The sequence below is a fragment of the Caenimonas sp. SL110 genome (genome assembly GCF_001044395.1).
GTDB lineage: Bacteria > Pseudomonadota > Gammaproteobacteria > Burkholderiales > Burkholderiaceae_C > Ramlibacter.
This window is the reverse complement of sequence record NZ_JANU01000014.1, coordinates 1-1,382: the sequence shown is the minus strand read 5'-3', so window position 1 is coordinate 1,382 and position 1,382 is coordinate 1. Positions and strand designations below refer to the sequence as shown.

The 1,382-nt window shown below is 61.4% G+C and carries 1 pseudogene and 1 other annotated feature; the pseudogene reads left to right on the top strand.

The features are described 5' to 3' along the window. Positions 1 to 51: 51 nt before the first annotated feature. Positions 52 to 1,250: pseudogene (locus tag AQ12_RS10240) on the top strand (IS3 family transposase); the annotation flags it as partial. Then, positions 330 to 446 (top strand) — a sequence feature (AL1L pseudoknot). (Overlaps the previous pseudogene by 117 nt.) Positions 1,251 to 1,382: the final 132 nt, after the last annotated feature.

The following is a 1,382-nucleotide window of genomic DNA, read 5'->3' as shown; positions in this document are numbered from 1 at the left end:
CTGAACCGCCCCGGTATTTGAGGAGGCTCCATTCTCTGAGAGGATTGAGCCATGAAGAAGTCACCGAAGTTTTCACCCGAAGTCCGCGAGCGTGCAGTGCGCATGGTGCATGAGCACCGGGGCGAGTACCCATCGTTGTGGGCGGCCATTGAATCCATTGCACCGAAGATCGGCTGCGTGCCGCAAACGCTCAATGAATGGGTCAAGCGCGATGAGATCGACGCGGGTGCCAGACCTGGCGTCACGACGCCGGACATGCAGCGCCTGAAAGAGCTCGAACGCGAGAACAAGGAGCTGCGCCGGGCCAATGAAATTCTGAAGACGGCCAGTGCGTTTTTCGCCCAGGCGGAGCTCGACCGCCGACTCAAGTCCTGATGGACTTCATTGACCAACACCGCAGCACCCACGGGGTCGAGCCGATTTGCAAGGTACTGCAGATCGCCCCATCAGCATACTGGCGGCATGCAGCACTGCGACGTGAGCCACAGCGGCGCTGCGCCCGGGCCATACGCGACGAGACGCTGATGCCGCAGATCGAGCGGGTATGGCGCAGCAACCTGCAGGTCTACGGCGCAGACAAGGTCTGGAGGCAGCTCGCGCGTGAAGGCGTGCCGGTGGCCCGTTGCACTGTGGAGCGCTTGATGCGCCGGCAGGGCCTGCGCGGAGTGATGCGAGGCAAAGTCGTGCGCACGACGATCAGCGACAGCCGTGCACCGTGCCCGCTGGATCGAGTCAACCGGCAGTTCCGTGCAGAGCGCCCGAACCAGCTGTGGGTATCGGACTTCACGTACGTCTCGACCTGGCAGGGCTGGCTGTACGTGGCCTTCGTCATCGACGTATTTGCCAGGCGAATTGTGGGTTGGCGTGTGAGCACTTCGATGCATACCGACTTCGTGCTCGATGCCCTGGAGCAAGCTTTATACGACCGCCAACCTGACCGGGACCGCAGCCTTATTCACCATTCGGATCGCGGGTCGCAATACGTGTCCATTCGGTACAGCGAACGCTTGGGCGAGGCCGGCATCGAGCCTTCCGTGGGCAGTAAAGGAGACAGCTACGACAACGCGCTGGCCGAGACGATCAACGGGCTGTACAAGGCCGAGCTGATCCATCGCCGAGCACCATGGAAGACGCGCGAGGCCGTCGAGCTGGCAACGCTTGAATGGGTTTCGTGGTTTAACCACCATCGGCTGCTTGAGCCGATCGGCTACATCCCGCCTGCAGAAGCAGAGGCGAACTATTGGCGGCGGCAACAAGAACCAGGGGGGCCTCCGGCGGCCCCTGCGGGGAGCGTAAAGAAAGGAGAATCCAAAAGCCGAATTCAACAGACCATATCGGTCTGACTTAAACCAAACAGCCTCCACGAGATCCGGGGTGGTTCA